At 37.5% G+C, this 24924-nt stretch carries 24 protein-coding genes; 8 read left to right on the top strand and 16 right to left on the bottom strand.

The window, feature by feature from the left end; all coding sequences use genetic code 11:
- Positions 1 to 21: 21 nt before the first annotated feature.
- The 8 genes from ribD (at position 22) to ACEQZT_RS08300 (ending at position 7546) form a co-directional block, all read left to right on the top strand.
- Positions 22 to 1047: a bifunctional diaminohydroxyphosphoribosylaminopyrimidine deaminase/5-amino-6-(5-phosphoribosylamino)uracil reductase RibD gene (gene ribD / locus ACEQZT_RS08335; RefSeq protein ID WP_370088974.1), complete on the top strand. Its 1026-nt coding sequence runs from the start codon at positions 22 to 24 to the stop codon at positions 1045 to 1047.
- Positions 1040 to 1516, top strand: a complete 477-nt coding sequence (locus tag ACEQZT_RS08330; protein ID WP_370088973.1) for a GAF domain-containing protein — start codon at positions 1040 to 1042, stop codon at positions 1514 to 1516. Before ribD ends, ACEQZT_RS08330 begins: the two co-directional genes overlap by 8 nt.
- Before the next feature lie 78 nt (positions 1517 to 1594).
- Positions 1595 to 3646 carry a GAF domain-containing SpoIIE family protein phosphatase gene (locus ACEQZT_RS08325; protein ID WP_370088972.1) on the top strand — a complete coding sequence of 684 codons (2052 nt, stop codon included), beginning with the start codon at positions 1595 to 1597 and terminating at the stop codon, positions 3644 to 3646.
- Positions 3639 to 3980 carry an STAS domain-containing protein gene (locus ACEQZT_RS08320; RefSeq protein ID WP_370088971.1) on the top strand — a complete coding sequence of 114 codons (342 nt, stop codon included), beginning with the start codon at positions 3639 to 3641 and terminating at the stop codon, positions 3978 to 3980. Before ACEQZT_RS08325 ends, ACEQZT_RS08320 begins: the two co-directional genes overlap by 8 nt.
- Positions 3973 to 4383 (top strand): ATP-binding protein, encoded by a 411-nt coding sequence (locus ACEQZT_RS08315; protein WP_370088970.1) that lies wholly within the window; start codon positions 3973 to 3975, stop codon positions 4381 to 4383. The genes ACEQZT_RS08320 and ACEQZT_RS08315 overlap by 8 nt, the downstream gene beginning before the upstream one ends.
- A complete protein-coding gene (locus ACEQZT_RS08310) occupies positions 4384 to 5235 on the top strand; it encodes a peptidyl-prolyl cis-trans isomerase (protein WP_370088969.1) in 852 nt (283 codons plus the stop codon).
- Complete coding sequence (locus ACEQZT_RS08305; RefSeq protein WP_370088968.1) at positions 5189 to 6538, top strand: peptidylprolyl isomerase; 1350 nt, start codon at positions 5189 to 5191, stop codon at positions 6536 to 6538. Before ACEQZT_RS08310 ends, ACEQZT_RS08305 begins: the two co-directional genes overlap by 47 nt.
- A gap of 45 nt (positions 6539 to 6583) precedes the next feature.
- Positions 6584 to 7546, top strand: coding sequence for an AAA family ATPase (locus tag ACEQZT_RS08300; RefSeq protein ID WP_370088967.1), 963 nt, complete (start codon positions 6584 to 6586; stop codon positions 7544 to 7546).
- A gap of 2 nt (positions 7547 to 7548) precedes the next feature.
- Here ACEQZT_RS08300 and pheS read toward each other — a convergent pair whose 3' ends face one another.
- The 16 genes from pheS to ACEQZT_RS08220 form a co-directional block, all read right to left on the bottom strand.
- Positions 7549 to 8556, bottom strand: a complete 1008-nt coding sequence (pheS, locus tag ACEQZT_RS08295) for a phenylalanine--tRNA ligase subunit alpha (protein WP_370088966.1) — start codon at positions 8554 to 8556, stop codon at positions 7549 to 7551.
- A gap of 39 nt (positions 8557 to 8595) precedes the next feature.
- Positions 8596 to 9684 (bottom strand): glycosyltransferase family 4 protein, encoded by a 1089-nt coding sequence (locus ACEQZT_RS08290; protein ID WP_370088965.1) that lies wholly within the window; start codon positions 9682 to 9684, stop codon positions 8596 to 8598.
- A 114-nt stretch (positions 9685 to 9798) separates the two neighbouring features.
- The gene (gene galE, locus ACEQZT_RS08285) at positions 9799 to 10812 is read right to left on the bottom strand and encodes a UDP-glucose 4-epimerase GalE (protein WP_370088964.1); all 1014 of its coding nucleotides are present in this window, start codon (positions 10810 to 10812) and stop codon (positions 9799 to 9801) included.
- Positions 10813 to 10814: 2 nt separating this feature from the next.
- Positions 10815 to 12179: an undecaprenyl-phosphate glucose phosphotransferase gene (locus ACEQZT_RS08280; protein WP_370088963.1), complete on the bottom strand. Its 1365-nt coding sequence runs from the start codon at positions 12177 to 12179 to the stop codon at positions 10815 to 10817.
- Between the two features lie 28 nt (positions 12180 to 12207).
- Positions 12208 to 12957, bottom strand: a complete 750-nt coding sequence (locus ACEQZT_RS08275; RefSeq protein WP_370088962.1) for a WecB/TagA/CpsF family glycosyltransferase — start codon at positions 12955 to 12957, stop codon at positions 12208 to 12210.
- The gene (locus ACEQZT_RS08270) at positions 12950 to 14059 is read right to left on the bottom strand and encodes a hypothetical protein (protein WP_370088961.1); all 1110 of its coding nucleotides are present in this window, start codon (positions 14057 to 14059) and stop codon (positions 12950 to 12952) included. The genes ACEQZT_RS08275 and ACEQZT_RS08270 overlap by 8 nt, the downstream gene beginning before the upstream one ends.
- 18 nt (positions 14060 to 14077) lie before the next feature.
- Positions 14078 to 15112, bottom strand: a complete 1035-nt coding sequence (locus ACEQZT_RS08265; RefSeq protein ID WP_370088960.1) for an O-antigen ligase family protein — start codon at positions 15110 to 15112, stop codon at positions 14078 to 14080.
- Positions 15113 to 15329: 217 nt separating this feature from the next.
- Complete coding sequence (locus tag ACEQZT_RS08260) at positions 15330 to 16409, bottom strand: polysialyltransferase family glycosyltransferase (protein WP_370088959.1); 1080 nt, start codon at positions 16407 to 16409, stop codon at positions 15330 to 15332.
- Positions 16384 to 17658 carry a hypothetical protein gene (locus tag ACEQZT_RS08255; RefSeq protein WP_370088958.1) on the bottom strand — a complete coding sequence of 425 codons (1275 nt, stop codon included), beginning with the start codon at positions 17656 to 17658 and terminating at the stop codon, positions 16384 to 16386. Before ACEQZT_RS08255 ends, ACEQZT_RS08260 begins: the two co-directional genes overlap by 26 nt.
- A gap of 164 nt (positions 17659 to 17822) precedes the next feature.
- Positions 17823 to 18902: a sialidase family protein gene (locus ACEQZT_RS08250; protein WP_370088957.1), complete on the bottom strand. Its 1080-nt coding sequence runs from the start codon at positions 18900 to 18902 to the stop codon at positions 17823 to 17825.
- Between the two features lie 2 nt (positions 18903 to 18904).
- Positions 18905 to 19522, bottom strand: coding sequence for an HAD family hydrolase (locus ACEQZT_RS08245; protein ID WP_370088956.1), 618 nt, complete (start codon positions 19520 to 19522; stop codon positions 18905 to 18907).
- Entirely contained in the window at positions 19512 to 20249 is a 738-nt protein-coding gene (locus ACEQZT_RS08240; protein WP_370088955.1) for a 3-deoxy-manno-octulosonate cytidylyltransferase, read from the bottom strand. Before ACEQZT_RS08240 ends, ACEQZT_RS08245 begins: the two co-directional genes overlap by 11 nt.
- Complete coding sequence (locus ACEQZT_RS08235; RefSeq protein ID WP_370088954.1) at positions 20246 to 21817, bottom strand: aldolase catalytic domain-containing protein; 1572 nt, start codon at positions 21815 to 21817, stop codon at positions 20246 to 20248. Before ACEQZT_RS08235 ends, ACEQZT_RS08240 begins: the two co-directional genes overlap by 4 nt.
- A gap of 29 nt (positions 21818 to 21846) precedes the next feature.
- Positions 21847 to 22881, bottom strand: coding sequence for a hypothetical protein (locus tag ACEQZT_RS08230; protein ID WP_370088953.1), 1035 nt, complete (start codon positions 22879 to 22881; stop codon positions 21847 to 21849).
- Positions 22874 to 23911, bottom strand: a complete 1038-nt coding sequence (gene pseI, locus ACEQZT_RS08225; protein ID WP_370088952.1) for a pseudaminic acid synthase — start codon at positions 23909 to 23911, stop codon at positions 22874 to 22876. Before pseI ends, ACEQZT_RS08230 begins: the two co-directional genes overlap by 8 nt.
- Entirely contained in the window at positions 23908 to 24921 is a 1014-nt protein-coding gene (locus ACEQZT_RS08220; protein WP_370088951.1) for a GNAT family N-acetyltransferase, read from the bottom strand. Before ACEQZT_RS08220 ends, pseI begins: the two co-directional genes overlap by 4 nt.
- Positions 24922 to 24924 lie beyond the last annotated feature (3 nt).

The raw sequence follows: 24924 nt of genomic DNA, 5'->3' as shown, positions 1-24924 counted from the left end.
AAAAGCGAAATTACACACTCAGTGGATGATAGCCGATACATGCAAAGAGCTCTGGCACTTGCCAAACTTGGAAGAGGCCATGTCTCGCCCAACCCAATGGTAGGTTGTGTGATCGTCCACAAAAACAAAATCATCGGCGAAGGGTACCACCAAAAATTTGGTGAAGCACATGCTGAGGTTAATGCGATCAACTCTGTAAAAGATCAATCGCTTCTTTCTGAGAGTACTGCCTATGTTTCGCTTGAGCCTTGCGCACATCACGGAAAAACACCACCATGCGCAGATCTGTTAATTGAAAAAAAGCTAAAACGGGTTATAGTCGCTTGCAGAGACCCTTTTGATCAGGTAGATGGAAAAGGAATAGAAAAGCTGCGAAAAGCTGGTATTGAAGTTGAAATTGGGATTCTTGAGAATGAAGCTAAAGAATTAAATAAGCGCTTCTTCACATCTGTACAAAAGGAACGACCGTATATCATTTTGAAATGGGCACAAACTTCCGACGGATTTGTGGCCAGAGAAAATTACGACTCCAAGTGGATCAGCAATGCAAATTCTAGACAACTTGTGCACAAATGGCGAACAGAGGAAGATGCAATATTGGTTGGAAAAAACACCGCACTTCACGATAATCCATCGCTAACAGCACGTGATTGGGAAGGAAGAAATCCTGTAAGGGTGTTGCTTGACAGCAACCTTGAAATACACTCGGACAGCAACCTATTTAGTAAAGAAGCCAAAACATTGATTCTGAATTCTCTTGAGGAGAAAGTCGAGGGAAACATTGAGTGGATTAAAACAGAGATGAACAACCCCTGGAGTGTGCTACGTCAACTCCATGAACGCATAATTCAATCAGTAATTATTGAAGGTGGCTCTCAGGTTTTGAACTCTTTCATCAATGAAGATTGTTGGGATGAAGCTAGAGTATTTACTTCCAATTCCACTTTTGGTAAGGGAATTCGACCACCAGAGCTAGATGGAAAAATTGTAAGTAAAGAATCTATTTTTGCAGATCAATTGACCATTTATCAAAATACCAATGGCTGAAGATTTAACCATAATGACAGAAGCGAGCAAGGAGGAAAAGTATCAATCTCTGATTCCACAGATCAAAGGATTGATCTATGAAGAACAAAATCTTGTAGCCAATCTCGCCAATATCTCCGCAGCACTCAAAGAGGCCATGGGATTCTTTTGGGTGGGTTTCTATTTGGTAGATTCTGAAGACGAATTGGTTCTAGGGCCGTTTCAAGGCCCAGTTGCCTGCACCCGAATCAAAAAAGGAAAGGGTGTTTGCGGCTCCAGCTGGCAAAGAGATAAAGTGTTGATAGTGCCCAATGTGGATGAGTTCCCCGGGCACATTGCCTGCGCTTCCGCCTCGAAATCGGAGATCGTACTTCCTCTCAAGAAACATGGAAAAATCATCGGCGTTCTTGATGTAGACAGTGACAAACTGAGTGATTTTGATGAGGTAGATCAGTTGTATCTACAAAAAATCCTCGACCTTCTCCCTTAACATACTTTAACCACTCCAAGGTAGCCTGTAGCCATTATCTAGCCTAAGGTCTGTATTTTTGCTGCCGTGTCAGACAAGGTGAAAATACGACTGAGCTTTCTGGGAGCACTTATCTGCTGGCTGTTGTTTACTGGCTCTAGCATCTATTTGCTTTTAGTGCAGAGTTATGAAATGAAGGTGGATTTTTCCAACTTCTTTCCCCAGCTGTGCTTCACCGGCTTTGTACTCTCCACTTTTGCATATTACAGATATATAATAACCAAGGCCGACTCTCTCAATTTCACCGATCTGCTTTGGAAGGTGTTTATCACCGGACTTATAACTACTCTCATCTCACTGGCGATCAAGTTTTTCTTTTCGATTTTCGCCAATAGCACACTTGTAGAAAGTCCCCTTACTGTCAATTTTTTCTACAATATCCTGCTGGGGCTTGTTGTCATTTTTATGATTTCCACGCTAGTTGTCTGGAAGCGGCTAATTCTCTATCAAAAATCAAAAAACCTGCTGCAGCTTTGGGGCTTCTTTGAGGTGGCACTGGTTGGCAGTCTTCTTTTCGATTTTTTCGGTTCCACATTCGGAGATACCAATTTCCGCGTAGCTCTCGTCATCCTTGGGTGCTTCTCACTGATACTGGTTTTTAACCTCAAATGGGTGGCCTACCTGAATTTCAAGCAGAAGTGGAAGGGCATTCTTTTCATTCTGCTATCAGCGATTTACCTGTATCATTTCTTACTTAATCTGGCATATTTCTCCAGCACAGAGGTTTTGGTCATAGACCTATTTGACCGGGTTTTCACCTGGGGACTATTTGGTTTCCTTTTCTTCTATGCCATCATCTCCATACTTGTTACTCTTTTCAACCTGCCCACCTCCTCTGTATTTGAGCAGAAGCTAAAAGAAGCTCTCGATTTTCAAAAATTGAGTCAATCAATCCCTAGGGGTGAAACAAAAGATCAAACGTATGAGATACTGCTAGACAGCTCCATGAGTGCGGTATTCGCTGATGCTGCCTGGCTCGAGGTGAAAGACGATCATGGCACATCGCAGGTAATAAGAAATCTGAAAGATGAGGGAGTGGATGATATCAAATCATCGATAAAAAGTGAGACCATTAAGTCCATTTTAAATTTTGAGCTGAAAAATGAAGTCAACCCCGGAAAGCTAACCGACGATTTAAAGCACCCTCAGTTCAAGTCTATCATTGCCTTGCCAATCATGGTTCAAAGCAAGCAGCTTGGTTATATCGTTCTTCTAAATGAAGTATCAGAGGCTTTCAATCGGGAGATGGTCAATATCATCACCACATTCGTAAACCAGGCGAGTATCTCACTGGAAAACCTTTCTCTGATTCAGGAGTCAATCGAAAATGAGCGATACAAAGAGCAGTTGAAAATTGCCAAAAACGTTCAGAAAAGTCTGCTACCTACATCACTTATAAACAATGATCACCTAACCATGGCTGCATTCTCAATGGCTGCCGACGAAGTAGGAGGTGATTATTATGACATTTTGGAGTACAAGAAAAATAGATTTGGGCTGATCATCGGAGATGTATCAGGAAAAGGCACCAGCGCTGCATTCCAGATGGCTCAGATGAAGGGAGTCTTTCACAGCCTTGCCACCCAGGGCATTTCACCTGAGGAGTTTAACAAACAAGCGAATCTTGCGTTGAGCAAATGTCTGGAGCGTTCATCCTTCATCACCTCCACCTACTTCGATATCAATACGGATAAAAGCATCCTTCATTTTTCCAGAGCTGGACATTGCCCTAGTCTTTTCTATTGTAAAAATGAAAACACTGTAAACTATCTCGAGTGTGATGGTATGGGTCTGGGCATGGTAAGAAACTCAAGCTACAATGAATACGTTCATAGCAATACTGTGAATTACCATGCAGGGGATACACTTTTATTGTACACCGATGGGATCACTGAGGCGAAAAACCAAGATGGTGAGCAGTTTGGAAGTGAGCGCTTGAAGAAGTCTTTTACCACCCATGCCTCAAAAGCACCCGACCAAGTAAAAGAAGGAATTAAAAATGATCTCTCTGAATTTATTGGGGAGATGATAATAGATGATGACTATACATTGGTAGTTGTCCAATTTAAAGGCAAAGAGAAAAATGGCTGAAATCACAACCGAGAATAAAGACGGAATTCATTTCATCACCGTGAATGGTGAGATAGATGCAGGATCAAGCATCTACCTTGACGATGCATTGAAGGCTGCAATGGAAAATGGAGAAAAGAAAATAGTGGCTGATTTGTCGGGACTTATCTATATCTCCTCGGCTGGATTAGGCGTATTTATCTCTCACCTGGATGAATTTAAACTTCAAAACATTGATCTCGCACTGTATGGAATCAATGATTCTGTGAAGCAAGTATTTGACATTCTGGGGCTTGAAAAATTATTAACCATCGTAGAAAACAAGGAAGCAGCGATTAGCTCATTGAATGAGTAACAAACTGACCATAGGGTGTAACAAAAATGAACTGGTGAAAATCCGCCAGTTCACCTCAGACATGCTGGAGCAGCATCAGGTGCCTGACCTTCAGGCGCACAAGCTGGTTTTGGCTGTAGATGAAGTGTGCGCCAACCTCATCATTCATGCAAATGACTGCAACCCGAAAAGTCAAATAGAATTTGACATAGATTTTAAGCCTAAACAGATTGTTTTCACATTTAGGGACAGAGGTGTTGGATTTGACATCAACGAGTACGAATCTCCATCTATGGAAGAGCTCGTTTCTTCCAGAAGACAGGGAGGTCTCGGATTGATGCTTGTCAAAAGAATAATGGACAAAATTGAGTTCTCTACTGAAAAGAATCACAATATTTGCAGGCTCATAAAAATGTATCCTTAAGTGAGAAATATCCTCATTTTCAACATATTGCTTTTAGCTGGCTGTCAGTACTTCCAACCTAAGGAAGAGACCAAAGAAAAGGTCATAGCCAGAGTAGGTGAAAAAGAATTGGCAGCCTCAAACATCAAGGAGCTTATCCCTGCAAACTTATCCCCTACAGATAGTGCGGTATTCGTTGAGAAGTTCGCCTTAGACTGGGTGAAAAAACAGCTGATGATCAGTCGTGCAGAGGAAGCAATCGATTTCAATGAGGCAAGAATCCAAAAGAAAGTACTAGACTACCAGTATGCACTTATGGTGCACGAACTTGAGAAGAAATACATTGACGCAAACCTTGATGAAGAGGTGAGTGATGAAGAGATTCAAGATTACTACAATGAAAAGGCTGAGAATTTCGTACTAAGACAAAATCTGGCCAAGTGTATCTATTTCAAAGTACCATCTAAAGCACCAAATGTATGGCGCTTACGAAGAGCATTAAATAATTATCCAAAGGACACAGTTCAGTTATGGGAATATGCCAATGAGCATGCGGTGAAAGCTTTTGTAGAAGACTCGGTTTGGGTAAAGTTTGATGAAGTACTGATGGAAACACCTCTTAAGGATGTCAATGATAAATCGGCCTTTTTAAAAAGGAACAGCTCAGTAGAAGTACGAGATGAAGACTACATTTATTTTTTAAGAATATTTGAACACAGAGTGGTGGGAGAAATAGCTCCGCTGGAGTTTATCAGAGAAAATGTCTCAGACATCATTATCAACAAACGGAAAATTGCCCTAAAGAAGGAGCTGGAAAAGAAAATTTATGAAGAAGCAGAACAGACAAATGCGTTTGAGATTTATAGCAATTAGTGCGGCACTTATATACTCACTTACTTCCCTTGCCCAGAACAATGAAGTAGTGATCGATAAAATCATAGCTAAGGTAGATGATTACATCATTCTAAAATCCGAGTTGGAACGATCCTATCTAGACTTTCTCTCGAGAGGCCAAATGAGAGGCAGTAATGCGAAGTGCCAGATTTTGCAGCAGCTTGTCGTAAACAAAATGCTAATGGCACAGTCAGAGATAGATTCTATCTTCGTCCTCGACGCGGAAGTCAACCAAAATCTGGACAGAAGAATGTCCGTGATGGCTCAGCAATTTGGAGGTGAGGAAGAAATTGAAAAAGCATACGGCAAAAGTATTGCGCAGATTCGTTCTGAAATATTTGACAATATCAAAGAGCAGCTTACCATCCAGAGGATGCAATCAGAGCTGACCTCAGACATGAAAGTAACTCCAGCTGAGGTGAAAAAATTCTTCAAGAACATACCGCAAGATTCTTTGCCTTACTTCTCTACAGAAGTATCGGTTGCTCAGATCGTAAAAGAGGCCAAGCCTGGCAAGATCCAAAAGGATAAAGTAAAAAACTTGATGTTAGATATCAGAAGCAGGCTGGAGAGCGGGGAGTCTTTTGCAGCTTTGGCGAAGCAATACTCTCAAGATCCAGGATCTGCCTCCAGAGGTGGTGAGTTGGGATTTTTTAGCCGGGGTGAACTTGCTCCTGAATATGAAGCGGCAGCTCTTTCAATGAAACCAGGAGATATATCCATGCCTGTGGAAACACAGTTTGGGTTTCACTTGATCCAATTGCAGGAAAAACGAGGAAACACATTTAAGACGAGACACATTTTGATAACTCCTCAACCGAATAGAGATGATTATCAAAAAACAGAGAATTACCTTGATAGTATCAGAAATAAAATAATGACTGATAGCATCACCTTCCAGGCTGCAGCAAAAGAATATTCAGATGATCAGCTGACTTCATCAGCGGGTGGCTTCTTTCAAGATGAAACGGGGGCATTAAGAGTTCCCGCAGATCAGCTCGATCCTAATATTTTCTTCACCATAGACACTATGAAAATTGGGAATATTACAAAACCTATTCGATTCCAAAAGGAGGATGGAAGCTATGCGTTTCGAATCATCTATTACAAAGATAAGGTAGCCCCACATCAAGCCAATCTGGATCTGGATTACCAAAAAATCGCAGCGGCTACTCTGAATCAAAAGAAGAATCGGCGTATTTCCGAATGGTTTGAAAAGGCAAGAGGCAATGTATTCATAGAGATAGACCCTGAATACGATTATTGTAACCTCACCAATTAATTTACGATTAAAGAGGAAATCGAAAGTAGAACTAGATAGATCAATATGGCAGAAACGAAAGATGTGAAACTGGCAGACGAATTGGCTCAGGATTTTCAAGCTCTTGAATCAGAAATTTCAAAAAAGATCATTGGCCAATCAGATGTTGTCAGGCTACTCATCACTTCGCTTTTCTGTAATGGTCATTCACTCCTTGTGGGAGTTCCCGGTCTGGCTAAAACGCTCCTAGTTCAGACTGTTTCAAAATGCCTTGGACTTGATTTTAACCGAATTCAGTTTACTCCGGACTTAATGCCATCTGACATTCTTGGAGCTGAAACATTGGATAAAGAGCGAAACTTGCGATTCATTCAGGGTCCGGTTTTCTCCAATGTGATCCTCGCCGATGAAATCAACAGAACCCCTCCTAAAACTCAGTCTGCTCTATTGGAGGCGATGCAAGAGGGTGCGGTAACAATAGCTGGAAAAAACTATGAGTTAGATAAACCATTCTTCGTTCTGGCTACCCAAAACCCAATTGAGCAGGAAGGTACCTATCCACTTCCGGAAGCTCAGCTAGATCGCTTCATGTTTATGATCAAATTGGACTATCCCAAGTATGAGGATGAGATTGAAGTGATAAAAAACACCACTACAGTTCAAACCGGTGAGGTAGCGGAGGTCATTTCTAAAGAAAAAATTCTGAATTATCAGGAGTTGGTCAGAAAGGTGCCAGTTGCCGATAATGTATTTGAATATGCGGTGAACCTTGTAGCCAAAACAAGGCCCAGTGGAGAGAAAGCAGACCCAATTGCCCAGGAATATCTGGAGTGGGGAGCAGGCCCAAGAGCTGGTCAGTTTCTGATTCTTGCTGCAAAGTGTAACTCTTTGATCAATGGCAAATACTCACCGGACATTGAAGATGTTAAGTTGGTAGCAGCTCCTGTGCTACGACATAGAATAGTGCGCAACTTTAAAGCTGAGGCCGAAGGAATTACTGAAGAAAAAATTATCTCCGATCTACTCTAGGCTTAGAATTGCTTCAAAAAGCGGATATCGTTTTCTGAGAATAGTCTTAAATCATCCAGTTGATATTTGAGCATCGTCACCCGCTCAATACCCATACCAAAGGCAAACCCACTATACATAGTGGAGTCTATTCCGCAATACTCCAAAACGTTCGGATCAACCATACCTGATCCAGCAATTTCCACCCATCCTGTTTGCTTGCAAATCTTACAGCCTTCTCCTCCGCATATAAAGCAGCTAATATCAATTTCCGCACTTGGCTCTGTGAACGGGAAGTAAGATGGCCTCAATCTAATTTTGGTATCCTTACCAAACATCTCTTTTGAAAAGTGATATAGGGTGTTTTTCAAATCTTTGAAACTGATATTTTCTCCCACAACCAATCCCTCAACCTGGTGGAAAAAACAATGGGCTCTTGCAGAAATAGCCTCATTTCGATAGACCCGTCCAGGCATGATTGAACGGATAGGTGGCTTTTTCTTATTCATTAGCCTCACCTGCACATTGGATGTATGCGTTCTCAATAGGATGTCCGGATTTTTCTCTATGAAATAAGTATCCTGCATTTCTCTTGCAGGGTGATTTTCAGGGAAGTTTAGTGCAGTAAAGTTGTTCCAGTCATTGTCGACCTCCGGACCATCTTCAACATTAAAACCTTGACGCTCGAAGATTTCTATGATTCTGCTCCTAACCTGCGAAATCGGGTGGATAGATCCCTCTGTACCATATGCACCTGGCAAGGTAACGTCCACATCTCCAGATGATTTTCTACCTGTTCCAATAGAACTGGAAAGTTCTTTGAGCTTAGATTGAGCTAAGTTTTTAAGCTTGTTTAGCTCAGGCCCTAATTCGCGTTTTTGGTCGCCAGGTACTTGCTTAAAATCCTCGAAAAGATCATTGATAATGTTATTCCTACCAATGAATCTCAGTCTAAAATTTTCTACTTCCTCCTCTGTTTTGGCGACCGCATTTTCTACTTCAGAAATAAGAGATTTTACTTTATCGAGCATTTCGTTTCACAATTCAAAAATGAATTGCAAAAATAGCAATTATACTGAGGTATGTGATTTCCTCATTTTGATTTCGGGCGGAATCAATTTTGCCAAGCGTGCCGCTTCTCTTCGCATCAGCTTGCGATCCAATATCGCACCAACAATTACTGTTACGACTGTCATAATCAACATTAACCATAGCTCTCCAATATTCTGAAAAACAACAGCGAAGGCGATTACTATAATATTGTATGATACCAAACTAATGGTAGATTGAGCATGATTCAAACCAAGCTTTAATAGTACATGATGAATGTGGTTCCTGTCAGGAGATAGTGGTGGACGTCCAGTAAAAAGCCTTATCAAAATAACTCTTAAAGTATCATAAACTAGAATAACAAAAAGCGCAAGACTTGTTGCCACAGGAGATAGAATGACTGAAGGTGGAATTGGGGTTGTCAGGAATTTCACCATTAAAGTTGTGAGCATAAATCCAAACACCATTGAGCCTGTATCTCCCATAAATACCTTTGACGGGTACCAGTTATAAAGCAAAAAAGAAAAAGTAGCTCCAGTTATTGCAAATGCAAACGTCGCATCGATCATGTTGCCACTTTTAAAAGAAGCCCAGCCGAGAAACGAAGAAATGATTAGTGCGATGCTTCCAGCCAGACCATCAATTCCGTCAATCAAATTGAATGCGTTGGTCATCACAACAATAACAAAAACGGTAAAAATTTCATCAAAGACCCATGGGAATGTGTGAATTCCAAAGAGTCCATTTAATCCTTCGATTTTCACTCCTCCCAAGTATACAACTAAGAATGCTGAAAAAATTTGAACCACTAACTTATGCTGTGCCAAAAGGCTGGAAAGGTCATCCCTAACACCTAAGAAGAAAATTAAAATGATCCCTCCCAAGAAGTACTTCTCAGTAGCTAAATCTGCGAAGGAAACCGAAAGAACCAAGGCAATAAGTATCCCAATAAATATTGCAATACCTCCTAGAGAGGGGGTGCTAATGCTATGAATCTTCCTTTTGTCTGGCTTATCCAATAGACCGAGCGACCTGAACAATCGGATTATCACAGGCATCAAAGTCAATGTGACTAAGAAGGAGGTTGCTATGGCGAGCGGTAAACTCATAATTTTTGGTTACTTACGGCGAATAAGTAGTTTCCAGACTTAAAAATGTAAATTTTATAAGGGAATATTAGACTATTTCGGCAAAAGAGCAGATTTATTAGTTGAAACGCATCATTATTTAGTTTTCAAAGCTTTCTGCCACTTCCACGCTGATTCCATCATGTTATCCAAATTGTAGGTAGGTTTCCAGCCTAACACTCTATTTACTTTAGACGTATCGGCAAACACCTTTTCTACATCTCCCGGCCGCCTATCTACTATTTCATAATTCAATTTTTGGCCAGATACAGATTCGAATGAGTTTATTACCTCAAGTACGGTGTGTCCCTTTCCTGTTCCTACATTAAAGAATTCGTAGTTTTTCTCCATATTCGGAGTAAACTCCAAAGCTGAGATGTGAGCTTTAGCTAGGTCTACCACATGGATGTAATCTCGGATGCAGGTACCGTCAGGAGTATCATAATCACCTCCAAAAACATTTAATTTTTCTCTTATCCCCGCTGCTGTTTGCGTGATAAATGGAACTAAATTGTTTGGTACACCCAGAGGCAATTCCCCTATGATGGCGCTTTCATGAGCTCCAATTGGATTAAAATATCTTAAAGAGATCGCCTTAAATTTTGTATTAGACTTGCAAAAGTCTTCAATAATTTCTTCACCAATTTGCTTCGTATTTCCGTAAGGGGATTCTGCCTCCTTTTTGGGAGAGGCCTCTGTCACAGGTAAAACATCCGGCTGACCATACACAGTACATGAAGATGAAAACACAAATTCATTCACATCGTGTTCTTGACACAAGTTTAGAAGGTTAATGAGTGAGGTTACATTGTTGTTGTAATAATGCAACGGTTTTTGAACAGATTCGCCTACAGCTTTTGAAGCTGCAAAGTGAATGATAGCATCTATTTGATAATTTTTAAATAAGGATCTCACGCTAGAGACTTCAGTCAGATCCAATCGCTCAAAGTCGACATTCTTTCCACTTATTGTTTCAATTCCATCCTTCACATCCACCAGTGAATTGGAAAGATTATCTACAACAATGACATTGTATTCCTTAGCAAGTAACTCAACACATGTATGAGAACCAATGAAACCTAGCCCTCCTGTAACCAATACATTTTTCATGACTAGTACGCTTTTTGATCTCCCTTGGCTATCGCAAGGGCTGTGAGAAGAATAATTTTAAAGTCGAGAGTCAAAGACCAATTTTTCACATAAAACCGATCCAGTTTGACCCTGCCGCTCATGTCGCTCAGTTCTGCAGTTTCACCTCTAAACCCCCGTGCCTGAGCTAACCCTGTTATCCCTGGTTTTACTGCGTGTCTTTGCCAGAACCTATCAATTTGTGGCTGAAACTCTTCATTCAAAGCAATTGGATGTGGTCTAGGGCCTACGACAGACATGTCACCTAAAAACACATTGATAAACTGAGGTAACTCATCGATAGAAGTTTTTCTCAGAATAGCACCAATTTTGGTTATTCTGCTATCATCTTTAGTTGCCTGCTTAAACTTCGCGCCTTTCTGAAAAGTCATGGTACGGAATTTCCAACAAAGAAAATCTTCATTGTCTTTCCCATGACGCTTTTGCTTGAAGAAGACTGGGCCACTAGATTCAAGCTTAATTAAAAGACCAATAACAGGAATTAGCCAAGACAAAATAAATAGCAGAACAAGTGAAGAGAAAATGATATCAAAGACTCTCTTTACAATTCTATTTATCTCATGATCCAGAGGGATGGTATTGACATTGATTATCGGAATATTACCATACTGCTCGATGGAGAGATTATGTGTCATCAGTCTACTGAACTGAGATATTAGATTGATCTTAATAAGATTGTTTTCTGCAAAATCAATTATTTCCTTAACATCATCTTCGCTTAGGCTAGGAAGGTGACAAAAAATGATATCAGCATTTCTATCAAGAGCTATCTTTTCTATTTCGCTGATATCATCTTTTTTAGAATCCTTATCAACAATACCTACTAACTTATAGCCTAGTTCGGGGTTCTCATTAAAATGCTCTACTAGAGTGTCGGCCAAGTCCCCACCTCCAATGATAAGAACATTTCGAAGGTTATATCCTTTTGTTCGGGAGTACCGAATGAAATAGTGCCACATCGACCTCCAAAAAATAATAGAAGTGGTAAAAACTAAGTAAGTAATAAACAGATACTTTCTAGAATAATCAACGGGCTCTAATGCAAACCACAAAGCAAACACTATTGAAAGGTTGATTACCAAAGCAGAAAGAACCCTATTGAGATGATCCAAAAGCTGTGATTGGCGGTTTATTTCCTGTAGACGGCTACTAAAGAAAATTAGAATCCAAATTATATTAAGGAAGATATGAAGTGAACCGTATTGAGGGGGATAGTTGTATGAGTTAAACTGATAAAAGGATGCTACCAATATCCCGGTATTAAGAGATATTAAATCTCCTAGAAGAAAGACGATGAGGAAGTATTTGGAATAGCGGTACTTTGACATTGCTTTATTAAAAGAGTAAAAATAGCTATTAACTTTTTGCCGAAATTCGTTGTTTAAGAACTCGCAAAACAAAAAGAGGATTTCCAATAAAGTATCGCCTAAATAGTCTTTTAGGTTCTTTAAGAAAGCGATAGAACCATTCTAATTTTAACTTGTAATAAATATTTGGCGTCATTTTCGAAGCACCTGATATGTACTCAAAAACCGCACCCCCTGTTAAAGCTACATTAAAACTGAGTTTTGCTAGGTTATCAGTTAGCCATTTCTCTTGTATTGGCATCCCCATACCAACTATCAAAATGTTAGGCTGACATCTTTCAATTTCTCTAATCAATACCTCTGTTGTTGAATCGTCTAAGTAGCCATGGTGGTAACCTGCAATTTTAAGATTTGGATATTTTCTTTTCAATTTAGTCGCTGCTACTTCAATCACATGGTTTGAAGAGCCCACCATGAACCAAGAATAACCTTTCAAACTAGATTCCTCAGCCAACTCCCACATCCATCTATTATAAGTAATCTTTTCAGGAATATGCTTATTCAAAATTTTTCCACCAAGTCTAACCCCATCTCCATCGCAAAAATTAATATAGGCATCAGCTAGGAATTTTTTGAACTCCTTATTTTTTGCAGCGATATTCATTCCATGAATGTTGACATTAGAAAAAATTTCTTTTCTAGAAGTCTCAATACAATTGCTGACCTGTGCCGTCAATTCTTTGGAGGTAACACAATGAATTTTTATACCCAAAATAGTACATGACTTGATTTCATTCATTTCGACTGGCTATATCATTAATTATTTTGTTGATAATATTGTGGCTTGAATCCTGAACGCTGATAAATTGCTCGATATTCTTTTCCTTATATCTGAATTCTAAAGCTTTCTGAATATGAGAAAAATTAAGGCTATTATAGTCATCAATCCAGTAAAATAGATCAAAGAAAATTTCATTACACTCCATCTTTCTATAGTCTACATCCTTGTCCTTAATGTATAAGACTGGAATTCGATCTTTAACGATCTCAAACATTACGGTAGAGGGCAAAGCGTAACTAAGTGTAACATTGCATTTTGCAATTGACTCTTGTAATGACTCCTTTGTTCCGTCAATAAACTGAATGGATTTGTAATCATATTCGTTAAAATCTCTTGGATGTTTTCGTACAAGAATGTTGACATCATTGTTTCTCCCCCACTCATCAATAAACTCAAAAAATGCATTCTGTTTTTCCTCTAATTCTGAAAGCCCATGCCATGAATAAGCTTCTCCAATGACCAATAGAGTATATGAACCTTTAGGCTTTTTTGAGGAATATTTGACTTCATCAAATCTTGGTATGCCAACAGCAAAAGTCCGTGTTGGCTCTGCTCCACTTGAAATCAGGTTTTTTCTGGTGACTTCTCCGGAACAAAACAAAAGATCACACTTAGAAAACCTAGATTTAAACCCATAGAGCACATGCCTGATTTTTTTTTTCAAGTCCCTCTTTTCTTTCCATAATAGAATCGCGTCTTGTATAAAGTATACTTGGCTGTCTCTTTGAATCGAACTTATAGCCAAATATTCTAAAACGCCTAAATCTCCAGCGATAACCACATCGAATATATTTGGCGTTTTTTTGATCGCAGACCTGGTTGCAAGAACCATTCGAATCTTACCTAACCACCCACTTAGATAAAATGAGCTTGTTGTTTTTTTCTTAAGGCTTATTTGTAGAGGTGTTATCTGATGGTCTAAAGCATAATATTGCTTATATAATTCTTGCGTGTTTAGAAAATAAAGATTCAGGTCAGGTAATTCCTGTTTTAGATTTAGACCAATTGCTTCCACGTTAGAAAAGCTTTGTCTGTTAGCCGCTAATAACAATACATTCATGATATTGAAACAGGTTTGTCAAGAATTGCTGGTTGATTGAACTCGTTTATGCTTTCGAATTTCAGCAAATGCCAATCCATAAAAACACCAAATAATTGCTTCTGACTCTGTGAAATAGTAGTTGTTCTGGAGAAATCCTAGCACATCGATTCCTACAAATAATGCAAAAGCAACTTTCACAATGTTTTGAGAATCAAACTCAGAATGTATTGATTTTTTAAGCCATTTAAACATATAAATTTGATGGCCGAGAAACAGAATCAATCCAATGACACCACCTTCTATCAGAAACAATAAGTAGTTGTTATGGGCTGCTATATCGTCAGCACCAGTAGCGTTTTTGTAAAATCTGGTAAAGGCTCCCATCCCAATTCCATACACTTTACTCTCTTTCTTAAAAGCTTCGAATGCATTCATATGTATAGCAATTCGTGAAGCCGTTGAAGAATCAGTACCTACATCTTTACTTACAAATAATGTCTTCAGTCGTGGCGATATATTTAGCTGTAATATTGCAAAAGCACCTGCCAAAGCTATAATACAAAAGGCTGTTATAAGGAGAAATCTCTTCTTTAGAGATTTAAAAGCAAAAAAGAAAACAACAAAGTATGTAATAAATAAAATCACAAACATTGCTCTAGAACCAGTTCTCACAAAGAGGTAAAACATCAGCATCCAGAGAATTCCAAAGAAAATTTTTCTGAGAACTGATCGCGATTTACGTATGATGATAAAATCAGTTGAGATCATAATACAAAACAGGAACATTGCATATGCTAACTGATGGAATTTAAAAGGCCCGGCAACTCGATAATCTTCATTGAGATATTCTACCTGTCCTGTGGCAATTTCTAAAAATCCAAAAAATAAAGAAATGAAAATTCCTGTATAAATAAATGCTCGAACTATTCTTCCAGTATGGTTCCAATCTCGGTTTAGATGAATTGTATAAAACAAATTGAAAACTCCTATATAGATTAGGTATCTTATCAATGATGGCACATAATCACGAATAGGATTCCCAATAACTGAAACTGCAATTGTCAATCCCATGAGAACACAAAATATCAAAATGGGTTTAGGAAGCCGTATCTTTTGATTAACTAGAAAAAAAACAAGCAGCGAGAGAAGAATGAAAACTTGCAATCCGAATCTGAACAACTTTATCTCCTCTCCTCTTGCCCCTATCTTTAATAAATGGAACATTGCAAACGAAACAGAGCTTATCAAAATCAATACAAACAGTATCAACATCAAAAAAACTCTGTAATCAAGGGTTCCTAGTTTCGAAATCACTGTATTTCTTAACATTTTTTAATTTCTCAAATGCGTTCTTCCAAATTGGTAATCGAACTGATTCATGACTGCATTCCTCTGAAAAGTAATCATAAAGTGCATAGACTTCATGACTATTAAATAGTGAGGCATAGACCAGCAATGAAGATCCAATGCCAAAGATATTTAAACGACTAGATGTAAATAAAATCAACTCGAAAGGAACAGAAGAAGTGAATTCCGATACTTTGACATTGTGTTGATTAAGCTTATCTAAGAAAGTTCGCTTAATTTTTTGATCTTGAGCTGGATGAAATTTAACAAGCAACTCCTGTCCAGAAATATTTAAAGCAAACCAGTGTATAAATTTTATAAAATGATCCTCTAAAACGACGTTCTGTTCAACAATTGCATCCAACAAAAAAACATTTGTGCCTGCCTTTATTGGGTCGTACTTAAAATCGGCCACTAAATGTTTGCTTTCTAGAATAACTCTATTTTCCCTATATGGGAAGGCCCATTCAGAAAGTCCATAAATATTTGACGCTTGTTTGAAAGGACTTCTCAAAGGATCTTTGTATGCTCTCAATCTCTTGTAGCAAAAAATTGGGAATAGATTGAAGAAAAACCGATTTAGAAATCGATGAAAAATTGGAATCTCGAAAGGAAACTTACTATTGTATCCTTCTTCATCCAAATATGCATCCATACCATCTTCAATGTATTGAAGTCCAATACATTTTGGGTGGCTAATAAATGCTCTATATAGAGCATTTCGTGAATGTGGTGCGAAATAAGTGAATTCATCACCTTCAGTTGCTTCTTGAATTAGGTTGTCAATCTTCACAATGATATTTCTATTTTTCATCCATTTTAATCTATGAAATTCTCTTAGAACATTAAATGGATGATAATAGACCTCATTAGGTAATTCAACTACCCTATATTCTTGCTGGATAGGAATACCTCTTGCAACAAGAAACACCACATCCGAATGGTTCAGATTAAGGTGATTAATCACACCAATCGAACATAAATAACTTGCATTATTATGTACATGAAACAAATACTTCACAAGACACTAAATAAAAAATTAGCAAAAGCAATATAATTGACAGGGCGGGGAGAAAATGATATTTCTCGTATTTCCAAAAACTCACCTTAAATGTCTTGTAGTTCTTTGAGGCAACGAACCATGAGTAAAAAACAAGGTAACTGCACATTAGGCTAATTGGGAAGACATATACGTCTAATTCATCAAACAAAAAATAAACTATTGCGAGGTTTACGATCGCAGCAATGCTAAGTGCATAATGTGATACTACCTGGTTTCGTGATAAAGTAAATAGTTCATTATGCATGGCTGTAAACCTTTCAATTACGACAGAGAGACCGATGATTAGCCAGAGTATTGAAGAAACAAACTCTGTATCTGATGAAATCAAATCCAAAAGTACGGAAGAAAGGAGCAAAACAGCTATTATAGCCAACACTAAAACTGAATAACTCAATATTTTACTTCTTCTTAAATTTTTAAGAAGTTCATCATTAGATCCTATTGTTTGCCTAGCAAACTGAGGTATTTTAGAATAAAACGGTGCGCGAGAAATTTGTTTAATCTGCTCCATTAATCTCATCGCCAATAAGTATGAAGAAGAACTTTGCACTGTTGAAACACTTGCATAAAATACTGTGAGAAGTTGAGCCAATCCAAGACTTAATAAGCCGCTTAAAAAACTTTTTGACGCTCGCGGGATAATGACATGGTAAACATACTTTTTGACAGACTCCCTCGGCTGATCATAGGATTCAATGTTATGAGATTTTCGCGCCAAAAAATAATTTCTAATGACTGTTATCGAATGCCATAAAAATATATTGATTAGTAAGAACCAAATGTTCGTAAATAAAATGATGATAAGTGTAGAAAAAAGCACTTGAAAAGACCCAAGCAAGCTGTCCCACCTTCTTAGCAGTGCAATCTTATTGTAACCTATAAGAATTGACAAATACCTATTCCCATAAATCCACATTGACATGGCAATTATTTGAACAATCCAAACCGTAAGTTGTAACCCATCCGAAAGATCGAGAAAATCACTAACCAACCATGTCCCAAGGGTACTTAAAACAATGAATATCAAAAGTAATATGGCGGTATATAAGGCATTAGAAACTCGATGAACAGCCAGCAGAAGCGTTCTATTGACCCACCCAGTTTGCATATTTTTCTTAAGCTCTCTAATATTATGAGCCCCTGCAAGAGCGTATGTATAAAATCTTGCAATATTGTTTAGAAGCCCTAAGTCAAAAATGTCCTTCATTGAGAAGATCAATATCAAGAATAGATATGCATTAACTCGTTCAACTGAAAACGTACTTAAGACAATTGGAAGGACAATAAGAGTATTTCCACCTTTTATCAAAATACTAAGCCATGTTGTGGCAGTAGATGAATTATAAGCTCTTTTGAATAATCTAATAAGCACTATCTGGAATCAATAATTTTTTTATCTACCAAAAAGTAGCCATTACCTGCAATTCTAATTGTCGCTAAGTAAATCTCTCGCTCTTCGTACCTATTTCTATCATAAACACAGTAAAAGGTGGAATCATGATAAGACAAATCAGGATAAGATACTTTTTCTCTATGATCAAGAAGTAGCTTGAAATTCATGTTGGAAATTGATTCATCCATTTCAGCAAAAACCATATTCTTTCTTTTAGCCTCTACACTATTGTTAAAAACAAAATAATATCTCCCCTCGATCTTCCGAAAGAAGATACGAGAATCAATTGTATTAACCGAAGTATTACTTGGTAAAAATTCAGTAAGCCTAGACCATGATAATCCTTCATCATAAGAACTCGAATAAAACTGTCCTTCTTTTGTTCTGACTAGACAAATTAAGGAATCACCACAATCAGCTATCAATGGCTCGTCATAAGATCGAATCTCACTTATAGGCTCTATATTAGAGGTGTTTAATTCTTCGAAATCTTTGTTGGTTATGAAATCAAAAATTCCACCACGGTTATCTCCATACGGCCATTTACTTATTGGAAAGTGTACTTGATCACCTTTCAATTCAGGCTTGTTTGCAATAATACCATCTACCAGAAACCTTGGCTCAAATTCTTCCAGAAGTTTACCAGTACTTGAAAGCTTAATAAAATATACACCTCCCTTACCATCCCACCATTCATTAGATACATTAACGAAGAGAAAAAGATTATCATCGAAACTCCACAATATAGGATCGAAGCACCTATAATTTAGAGAGGGGGCAACAGCCAAAATATTCTTATCCCATGTTTTACCTTTATCATCACTTTTCCATACAACTACAAAATTACCTGCTCCTTCACCCACGCCTCCAGAATACCAAGCAACCCAAATACTTTTGTCAAAATAGTCTATCGAAGGAACCCCTTGCCAGTTTCGATTAATGTATTCATCATTAGTAGGGTTAGCAATAACCGAAAATATTTCATACTCAATATCTTGGAAGGGAGAGCATGAATTTAATGCGAAAATTAAAAGAAGAAAACCAAAAAAAAACCTCACTTTTATTTAAATGATGTAATATATTCAGCTGGCAGTTTATTCAGTTCTAGATTATTATATCCATAAAACTGTATCCCGTTTGTTCGAGCCGCATCATAATCGTTCGTGGAATCTCCAATCAAACACGTTTCTTTTTGATTGTATTCATAGCTTTCCAAAATATTTCTCACAATTTCATTCTTTGGGGTTGGAGATCCGTCGATGGACAAAAAATATTTTTTCAAGCTTAATCTATCGCAAATTTTATTCAATTCTTCATGATCAGAGCCAGAAGCAATATGCATTCGTTTATTTCGAAAGTTTTTCCTAATAAATTCTACTGAATCACTTATCAGTAGATTCGGATCAAGAAGTCGCTCCATCATGACAGTTGAAAAGGTTGCGGCAAGTTCATTTACGCGATCAGTACTTATACGTTCTTTCCGTATTTTCTCAAAAAAATACCTAAACTTCACATACCTGGACAACCCTCCATTTTTATTATGGAATTCAAGCAGTTGATCTACCTGATCTAAGGGATATGTTTCCAATGTTTTTACAAACCCAAATTCTCTAACAGAATTACTATCAATAATTACCCCGTCAAAGTCCCAAATTATATTTTGACAACTATCCAGCATTGGAGATTTTCTCTATTACCTTATCGACATCCCCTGGAAGATCAACAGCGATAGATTCGCCAGACATTTCGATAAGCTTAACTTTCAAGCCATTTTCGACAAACCTTAATATCTCAATATCTTCAATTTCCTCAAACTGAGTTTTCACTTTGTTGATTCCGAAATAGTTCAAACTATCCTTTGGAAACACATAAATACAAATTTGACGGTAAGCTTTGACCAAACTGGCGCTTTTATTTCCGGGTATAGGGGATCTTGACATGTACAGCAGGTTATATTCTCTGTCCATTACGAGCTTTGGAATGCTTCTGCTTTCAAATTCTTCTTGTGTCAATATTTGTGCATAGCCATTAATTATGGTTTTTGGGTATTCTTGAATTGCTTCAATTGCTTTTTTAATGTCTTCAGGATTTATTAATGGTTCATCTCCTTGTACATTAATATAGTAATCCGCATCCTTCATCTTTGCAAATTCAGAAATTCTGTCGGTTCCGGTCAAGCATTTATCGGATGTCATTACAACATTCATTCCTTTATTAGTGCAATGAGTTTTAATCTTTTCATGATCAGTAGCGACAAAGACCTTCTCTTCAGCCACAGCCTTGAGACATTGTTCGTAAGTCCTTTGGATCATAGATTTACCAAGAATATCTACCAGAGGTTTCTCTGGAAGTCGGGATGATTGCAGTCTTGCTGGTATAACAATCAGATAATTATCATCACTCATATCATTGAGTAAATAGAAATGGTTTCGACATTTTCATATTTTGTGGGAGATAAACTTTTGATCTCAGAAATATTATTTTTAGCCAACTCAAACAGGTTAGAGTTCTCCATAAATAGCTCTTGTTCTTTTTTATCCATCATAGAATTCAGATAACCATCATATCCAGCAAGATATAGGCTCTCAATTTTTAATTCGATAGCCGTTTGAATTGCCAGACTTGTATGTGAATTTTCGTAATCCTTAACAAAATCAATTTTCTCTATCTCGAAGGAGTTATCCTTAAAAATATCAGGGATATATGTACCCATTTTTCTTGGATATGGTGGTAATATACAAGTCATATTACTAGAAAATTCTTGTTTGTCAAAAACGGACTCTAACCGATAACCTTCATTACCAATAAGGCAAAATATCTGTTGATTATTTAAGCTTTTAAAATGAAGTCCATTCTTTGCGCTGGCGTGAATAACCAAGATATCTTCATTTTCATTCAAAAATTGAATGAGTGCAGTACTATGCTCTCGTATTGAGGAACCGCCTCCTACTATAAGTGCTTTTTTGTGATTCCTATATCTGCCAAAGTCAAAGGGCGGTAGTTGAATATTGTCTCTTTGACCTACCGATTGATTACTCAATGCTCTTAGAATACTGTTGAATGAATAAAATCTCTTGGTTACCCACTCCATGACCATTTTTTGAGGTAGACTATTTGCTCCTGATACCATGTAGGGTAAGTTGGTGCCCCAATCATATTGTTTATGCAAAATGGCAAACTCATCTATGACCAAACTCAGCTTGTTGAAATCGAACTTGACAATATCCTTTGATTGAAGAAAAGTAAGAAGAAGCTCTGTTTTCAAATTACCTGCACCTCTACCCATACCGAGCACCGTGGCGTCAATTATATCAGCCCCCAGTTCTATAGCTTTTAACGAATTTATTAAAGCCAACTCAAGATTATTGTGACCATGGAAACCAATTTTTGACTTTAGAATTGGTCTTATTTTATTAAAAATAAATTCGACATCATCCGGGGTAACCCCTCCAAAAGAATCAACCATGTAGAAATAGTCCAAGTCATCTCCAATCAACTTAAGGTTTTCTATGAATTCTTCATTTTCACTCCACTCTGACATGTACATTACATTAAAAGCAACAATAAAACCATGTTTTTTCACTGCTTTGGCTAACCCAACCGCTCTTTCAATATTTTGTGGATCAACAGCTATCCTAACCATATCAATTAGTCCAATGCATGGAGCCAGTAAATTTTCTACGTCACCCTCTCTTACATCTTTCTCATTCAGAATAATTGCAAGTTTCTTCCTGCACTTTTCCCGAATCCTTTTCAGCTCATGAATTGGACAATAAAAAAACCTTCCTAAATAAGTATTCATAGGATTACTTCGATATCCTATTTCAATAAATTCTACTGGCAGGTCATTAAATGCCTCGATGTACACATCTACAGTATCATCGGAAAAATCCCAGTTGGTATAGTAACCTCCATCACGAATAGTACAATCAAGTATTTCAAAATTTTTTATATTAGACATGTTTACTGCCATTTATTTCAAGCAAAGTTTAAAAAATATTGTTAGTCTGTTTCTATAGAAATTGCAGCAAATTTTACCGTTGTAATTCCGGAATCGCTTGAATAATACGAAACATATAGTTTATTGGAATCAATCAAAACCATTCCGGGATAACCTAGGTCTTTTTCACCTGGCAAAACCAATAACTCATCAAACTTACTTTCAGATAAATTATATGATGAAATAATAAGCTTTTGTGTCCCATCATCTAAATTTTTTCTGCCAGACAACAGAAAGTTATTATTGTTAAATATTTCTACTTCCGGTCCACCGAAAGTTTTTAATGGGATATCGTCTAGATATTGCCATGAATCCAACGGATCATTCGATGATAATATGATTGCATTTTCTTGGTAAACTCTAGAGACCAAATAATATGTATTATCAACGATCTTAATTATCGCTTCACTGGCAGGTCTATAGTCTATAAATGGTAATAAGTCTAATTGTTCAGAAAAATTCACACCATCAATGCTAGAGTAAATGCTAAAAACTCCTTGATTGTATCCTACAGTAAAAAAGCTTCCATTATGATATGTCACCTTCCAAGGCCATGCTTCATTGTAGGTTTGATCTACATCTCTAAGATAAACTTCGCTGAGATCGCTCCAAGTTCCTTCATCGAATGTTGACAAATAATCTTTAAATCCTATCGCTGTGCCATTTTCGAAAACAGTTCCGTGAATATATAAATGAAGTTTATCATCAACTATGGTAAACTTTGGGTCTCTTAAATCAACTCCATTAACGGTGAACTTAAGTATCTCATTAAAAAAAAGGCTTTTAGAAGCAGCATATACTTTAATTACACCATCTTCTCCATTTACATGTTTGTCGGAGGACCGAAAACAAATGTAAAATTGATCTTGAAAGTGAACTAAGTCCGTAAATGCATTATGAGCCTCTTTTTGATTTGGTAATTCAAAAAGCTCTATCAAACTAGCTGAGGAAATGTTTAGAGGTTCTTTGACTGCATGATCCTTATTGCAGCTTCCAAGCATTACAAAAAAAAACAATATAGTGATATTTCTAATCAATGTAATCAAAGCTTAGTCTAGTTCCTTTTTCTAAATCATGGTTGACAGTTTTTCCAATAATTTCATTGTAATGTTTTGGATGCAAACCATATCCAGGCCTTATGCTTTTCACATTTTTCTCACTTAAAGCCTCCCCTTTTTTGATGTTTTCAACAACATAAAGTGAACGGCTGAATCGCTTCCCAGCTATTTGCTTTTCAGTTAAATCATAATTCACAGCACCAATAGCTTTTTCTGCCTCTCTAACAGACTTAACCATTAGAGTAAACTCCTCTTCGTTCATTGAAAAAGTAGCATCCGGACCACCAATGGATCGATCCAGTATAAAATGTTTTTCAATGACTTTTGCCCCAAAGCATGTTGCCACAACAGGAGCAGTGCTTCCTATGGTGTGATCGGACAATCCAGTAAGAACTCCGAATTTTTGAGCAAAATCTGAAACCATCCGCATATTTGCTTCTTCAATAGGTGCAGGATAACTTGATGTGCATTTTAAAAGTACTAAATCGTTATTGCCAGCATTTCGACAGGTTTCAAGAGCTAAGTTAATATCTTCAATCGTAGCTATGCCTGTGGATAGAATTATCGGCTTTTTTTTGGAAGCCACATATTCAATTAGTGGTATATCCGTGATCTCAAAGGATGCTATTTTGTATGCAGGTACGTTAAGTTTTTCTAGAAAATCTACCGCTGAAATATCAAAAGGAGATGAAAAGCAAATGAGTCCCTGATCAGCCGCCTCCTTGAAAAGCGCTTCATGCCATTCCCAGGGTGTATATGCCTCCTGATACAATTTGTATAGATTTTGACCTTCCCATACCGTTCCTTTAATGATGAAATCGTCAAGATCAGAGTCAATTGTCATAGTATCTGCCGTATATGTCTGGAGTTTTATGGCATCAGCTCCCGCTCTCTTAGCTGCTTTTATTGTTTCCAAAGCAGTCTCTAAGCTCCCGTTGTGGTTGGCAGACAATTCTGCAATTATGAATACTGCACTTTTATCAGATATTTCAAACGTTCCTATTTTCATGAAATTTCCTTTTTGCACTCTAACTTCCCCGCTTTAACTCGCTTTGAAGTATATCCAAGCCTTTCAAAAATCTTCACAGATGGTATATTCTCAGGCAAAACATACCCTTTCAATATTTTTATCCTGGTATCAAAATTTCTAACCCTTCCTTCTATTGAAGATAACAAAATAGCTCCCAAACCTCTTCCTTGGACTTTTCTATCCAGCAGATAACTTATTGTTCCAAATTCACCTTCAACATCTATTCGAACTGATCCAATTTCTTCACCTTTGAACATAGCGATAAAATAATGACAAGTTTTACTATTTATCTTCGACAGGAACCATCGGGAGTGGTCTTCATACGATATTTGATCTTGATTGAAAGAATAACGTCTAATTTCATAGTCGCTAGCCCAGCGATAGGTGATTTCAATGTGATCCGAATTAGCTTTGACTAATCTCAAATTATCAGCAAATGCTGAATGAATGACCACCGCAATATATTTATTATCAAACAAGCAGTGTTCATTTAGTATTGCTTCTTTTAAAAAACCAGCGTTTTCTAATATAGAATACAAGCTTGGTCTAACATCAAATGCATATGTGAAAATCTTATTTAGACCCAACTTCCCAAATGCCACTATCTGGATTAATTCCAAGAACGTGTCCCAATGAAAGCCAAAGTATCTAGCTTCTAAATCCGTTTGCATTAAAAATGAAACTTCTGCATGAAGATCACGCCAATTAATATGGACCAACCCACCATACCCAATGCAAACGTCGTTATTCAGGTATGAAAACAATATTTGATCTGGCTTTTCCTGATCAAACAAACTAGAAACTATCTCACTGAAGTAATTGTCTTGCTCTTCCTTGGTTAATAACTTGTGCTGCCGAAGATGATATATCTGCTCGTTTCTCCATTTCATGATATCATATCGATCTTCAAAACGAATAGGAACAACACTGTAGTCACCAGAGGTGAAAATCTGTTTTTTTAGAGCCTTATACTTTCGATCTTTCTCCATTGA

Source organism: Ekhidna sp. (genome assembly GCF_964218185.1).
GTDB lineage: Bacteria > Bacteroidota > Bacteroidia > Cytophagales > Cyclobacteriaceae > Ekhidna.
The sequence above is the reverse complement of the archived record's forward strand: the minus strand, read 5'-3'. Positions and strand labels throughout refer to the sequence as shown.